General features: G+C 74.3%; 2 protein-coding genes and 1 pseudogene. All 3 read right to left on the bottom strand.

Annotated features, from left to right (window positions below):
- A pseudogene (locus GKQ77_RS27685) lies at positions 1 to 1,013 on the bottom strand (hypothetical protein); the annotation flags it as partial.
- A 47-nt stretch (positions 1,014 to 1,060) separates the two neighbouring features.
- Positions 1,061 to 1,564 carry a tetratricopeptide repeat protein gene (locus GKQ77_RS27680; RefSeq protein ID WP_219691658.1) on the bottom strand — a complete coding sequence of 168 codons (504 nt, stop codon included), beginning with the start codon at positions 1,562 to 1,564 and terminating at the stop codon, positions 1,061 to 1,063.
- A gap of 40 nt (positions 1,565 to 1,604) precedes the next feature.
- Entirely contained in the window at positions 1,605 to 4,730 is a 3,126-nt protein-coding gene (locus tag GKQ77_RS27675; protein WP_219691657.1) for an alpha-N-acetylglucosaminidase, read from the bottom strand.
- Between the last annotated feature and the right edge of the window lie 164 nt (positions 4,731 to 4,894).

Here is a 4,894-nt window from a genome sequence, read left to right as displayed (position 1 = left end):
GAGGGGGTGCCGGGGGTGGCCGACACCTGGACGGTCCCACCGGGCCGCGCCCAGACGGCGAGGGCGCGGCGCAGGAGTTCCCGGTCGCCGGTGAGGTTGCCCCGGGCGGGCCACACGGAGAAGTCGGTGCGGGCGGAACGTTTCCACGCGCTGGTGGTCGCCACCGTCAACTGCCCCGGGTCGAGGGCGGCTTGGGCGGCGGGATTTCGCGCGTACGGGGGAGCGGCGGCGCCGTCGGGGCCCCAGCCCTCGCCGGGCATACCGAGCAGCGCCCCGCACACCAGTGTGGCGAGGGCGGCGACACCGGCGGCCTTCATGTGCTGCCTGCGCCGCATCAGGTCGGTCGGCCTCGCCTGGAGGGAGCAGGGGTCGAACTCGGGGGAGGCGAGCAGGGCGTAGCGCGCCTCGACCTCGTCCGCCTCGTCGAGGGCGTCGTCGACGTCGTCGCACCCGGCGGCCGTCAGCACCGTGCACACGCCGGCGTCGTCGAGCCCTTCCAGGCCGCGCAGGACGTAGGCGGCGCGGGCGGGGCCCGAGAGCTTGGCCAGGCGCTGGTCCAGTGCGAGTTCGTCGGCGCCGCCCGCACGCGGGAAGAGCCGCAGCCCCCGGACCTGGGGCAGCAGCGGTGGCAGCTGGGCCCGCCTCGGCAGGGCCTTCCACGTCAGGGGGAGCCCCGCGTCGAGGGCGCCGCGCACGACCTGGAGGCGTACGTACGCGTATCCGGGGTCACGCAGGTGGGGGCCGCCACCACGCTGCTGCGAGGGGATGGCGACCGCGGTGCCCGACTTGCGGCCGCGCGGCAGGGCGCGCTGCGTGAGGGCGTGGGCGGTCAGGACCCGGCGGTTGCGGCCGAGGCTCGGCGGCAGCACGAGGTAGGCCAGCCGGACGAGCCGCGGGTAGTGCTCGACGAGGGCGGCCTCGGCCTGCTCCACGTCGAGGACGGGAGCGGGGGCGCTCGCGCTGGCGTTGGCGTTGGTGCTGGCGCCTGGGGACTGGGAAGGCTGAGACTGCACATTCGACGACACGTTCAGCAAAACGAGCGAATCGTCGGTTGGTCACCTCATGAGGGCACGGGCTCCACGAGGGCGCGGGCGTATCGGGCCATCGAGCGCTGGTAGCGGGGCAGATGGGGAGCGAGGGTGCCGAGTACGAGGGCGAGCCCCTCGCGCTCACGGCCGAGGTCCGCCAGGCACAGCGCCAGGACGGCCCGGACGGCGTCGTCCAACTCGTTCGGCGGTCCGGCCAGTTCCGGTGTGAGCAGCGCGACGCCCTCGTCCGCGCGGCCCACGTTCCGCAGCGAGCTGGCGAGTTGGATGACGGCGCGCTGCTTGTGGTAGCCGCCGAGGCCACGCTCCAGGGCTTCCTGGTACAGCGGCACGGCCCGGTCGGAGTGCCCGGTGGAGTCGAAGGCGCAGGCCCGCTCGAAGAGGCCGCGGGGGTCGCCCTCGGGCAGCTCCGCGGCCAACTCGTCGATCAGCGCGCGGAACTCCGCGGCGCGGTCCTCCTCGTACGCCTCGAAGGAGTTCCAGACCTCGGCCACCCGCTGTTCCCAGTCCGCGTTCATGACCTCACCTTCGCACACACGTGCCCCACGGAACACGCCTTTACGACGTCACCGCCCATCCGCTGAACTCGGCCGTTCCGCGCCCCTCGTCACCGCCGTTCGCCGCGCTCATGAACATGCCCACGTCCTGTGCGGCGGCCGCGCCCGGCACTGTCACCGTCGCCACCGTCCGCCAGGTGGCGCCGCCGTCCGTGGAGCAGGCGCCCGTGAAGGAGACCCCGGCGCGCGCCAGGCGCAGCAGTACGGGTGCCCTGACGCCCGTGATCCTCTTGTACGTGTCCAGCGTGCCGTCGCCGTTGCTGTCGTACGAGAGCACGACGCCGTTGGCCGGGGTGACGGCGAGGTTCACGAACCCCCGTGAGCCCGGCGTCGCCAGCGCGTCGCGGGCGATGAGGCCCGCCCGCGCCCAGGGCCCCGTGGCCGCCTGCGCGTCCACCCGTACCGTCACCGAGACCCCGTCGCGCAGCGCCCCCGGCCGGTAGAGCGCGCCGAACTCCGCGGTGCCCTTCCACAGGTCCGCCCCGCCCCCGTCGATCGCGTACCGCCCCTCCCACTCGCCGAAGACGGCCGCGTTGTTGGAGTATGTCCGCCAGCTGCCGCTCACCGGCCCCGCCTCGAACAGGGTCCCTTCGTGGACGTGCCGCACCCGTCGCTCGCCCGCCGGGCCGTACCGCACGGCGATCTCGTACGGCAGCGGACGCAGTGGCCTGTCCAGGGGTGTGTCCGGGGCGCTGGCCCGCCATGTGACCTTGCCCGTGGCCCCGGGCCCCACCCTCGGCAGGGACACCGGGCCCGTCGGCTCCGCCTCGACGCCGGTCAACGCGAAGTCGACGCGGCCCGTCGCGCGCAGCCCGTTGACGTTGCGGAAAACGGCCGTCACGCGCGCGTGGCCGCCGGGCGGGAAGGCGGGCGGCTCCGCGGTGACCTCCACGCTCCCCTGGTAGGGCGCCCGCGCGAGAACGCCCCGCACCCGCGAGGCGGCGCGATACGGGTCGCCGACGGGCCGCAGCGGATAGTCCTCGCGCTCCCGCGTCCAGGGCTCCTCCACCGCGAACCAGTCGACCGGCACCGGCTCGCGCCCCGCGGCGAGCGCGTCCGCCAGCTCGTCGAGCCACCGCTGCCAGCGGGGCACGTAGAAGTCGCTCATCAGCCCGTGCCACTCGCGGTTGCCGTACTCGTGGAGCCTGCCGCCGTCGGCCGTGGCGCGCCCGCCCCACACGGTGATCAGCACCTTGGCGGTCCGCTCGAACTCGGCGCGCTCGGCGTCGGTCGTCCCCATGCGCCGGGCGGCCTCGATCCACGGCCCGAGCAGGAAGGCGGAGTGCGTCCCCGTGACCTCGTCCGAGAGCCGCATCAGCCGCAGCCACAGCGTCGAGAGGGCGCGGAAGGCCTCCTGGTCCCCGCGCCGGTACGCGGCCCGCAGCTGCGGCAGGAGCCGGCGGCTGCGGTGGGCGAGGGCCTGGCGGGCCACGTCCACCAGGTCGTACCGGTAGGCGGCGCTGCCCCGCAGCGCGCCCGCCACCCCGAGCAGCCCGGTGAGCGCGGCGTCGAAGCGGGCCGGGTCGTAGGTGAGGGCGCGCGGCGCGTATTCGGCGGCGCGGTTCGCCGCGAGGTCGGGGCGGGCGGCGAACAGGGAGTCGTGGGGGTCACTGCGCTCCACGGCGGTGTGCCGGTAGGCGGTGTCGCGCAGCGCCCGCCAGGCAGCTCGCGCCTCCCGGTCGCGCCCGCCGTACCGGAGATCGGCGTACGAGGAGAACCAGGCGGCCCGGTCCAACGGCTTCTTGGTCCACGCCAGTTCGGAGAAGAGTTCGAAGGCGGCCGGGTCGCGGTCGGTGGCCTCCGGCATGAAGGCGGTCCCCACCAGCGCGCTGCCCGCCTTGTCGCGCCAGGCGAAGAACTTCTCGTTCCACAGGTGCGTGCGGGCGCCGATCGTCGTACGCCCGCCGAAGTTGGGGATGGTGCCGAACGCGTACGGCGTCCCGCCCCAGTCCTTCTCGCGGTCGGTGACGCTCGCGTACCGGTCCGAGACGCCGTCGACGATCAGCATCCGCTTCTTGTCCACGGCGTCGAGCAGGGCGGGCAGCGGGTTGGCCTCCCAGCCGAGGATCACCCAGGTCGCCCCGGGCCGCGCCGCGCGCAGGGCGGCCTCCACGCCCCGGGCGGCGTCGGGCACGGGCACGTCACCCGGGGTGCCGCCCTCGTGCAGCAGGTCCATCTTGAACAGGTCGGCGGGGCCGAGGAGCTGTTCCTGGTGGCGGTAGAAGGACGCGGCGACCTCCGCGAAGGCCGTGGTGCGCGGGTCGAGCCAGTCGGGCCGCTGGAAGCCGTGCCAGACGCCTTGCGGGACGACCCGCGCGTCCCCGCCGTTGCGCTCGACGAAGCCGTCGGGCACGTGCCCGTAGTAGCCGGGCAGCACGGGCGCGATGCCGAGCGCGCGGAGCCGGTCGGTTATCCGGCGGCCCAACCGCGCCCGGTCGGCTATCAGTCGCTCGGACAGCGGACCCCCGTACCCGGCGAGGTTCTGGAGCAGCCACCACGGCTGGTGCGAGGGGGCGGGCAGCCATGCCCTGGCCTCGGCGTCGGAGTAGCCGAACTCCCTCAGGACCCGGTGGTAGACGGCCTCGGCACCCGCCACCACCAGGACCTCGTTGCAGCCGTGCAGGGCGAGTACGTCGATCATCCGCTCCCAGTACGTCCAGTCGGCGTAGGGCGCGGTGTACCCGTCGTTGGTGTCGTTCAGGGCGAACCGGTGGGGGAGCGAGGTGGACCGCTCCAGCGGCCGCGCCGGGGCGGGCAGTCTGCGCGGCAGCGCCAACTGGCTGCCGGTCCAGGTGATATGGGCGCCGCAGACGTACTTCAGGTACCAGTGGACGCCGGTGAGCAGCACGGCCGGTGTCGTGCCGGACACCTCGATCCGCCCGGTGGTGCCGGTGACCCGGAAGCGGTCCTCGCGTCCGTCCTTCGCCGGACGGAGTCTGAGCCGGAACTGTTCCGCGTGACGCGGCAGGAGTCTGTTGAGTGCCGAGCGCGCGGAATCCGTATCGAAGGCCGGGGCCCTCACGGGCCGGTCGGCGGCATGGGCCGGGAGCGGCACCCCGCCGGCGGCGGCGCCGAGGCCGAGGGCTCCGGCGGTGCCGAGCACGGAACGTCGGGACGGTTCGGACATGTGTACCCCCTGAGGTGAGGCTGCGGCGCACGGTAGCCGCGCGGTCGACTCCCCTCAAAGGTGCATACGAGACAGGCGAGTTCGGCTCGCCGGAAGCGGCTGGTGGGACGATGAAGACAGCGCGGAGCATGCGTACGGGCAGGGGCAGGGGCAGGGGCAGGTTC

Source organism: Streptomyces anatolicus (genome assembly GCF_019400875.1).
GTDB classification, from domain to species: Bacteria; Actinomycetota; Actinomycetes; order Streptomycetales; family Streptomycetaceae; genus Streptomyces; species Streptomyces anatolicus.
This window is presented reverse-complemented; position numbering and strand designations above follow the sequence as displayed.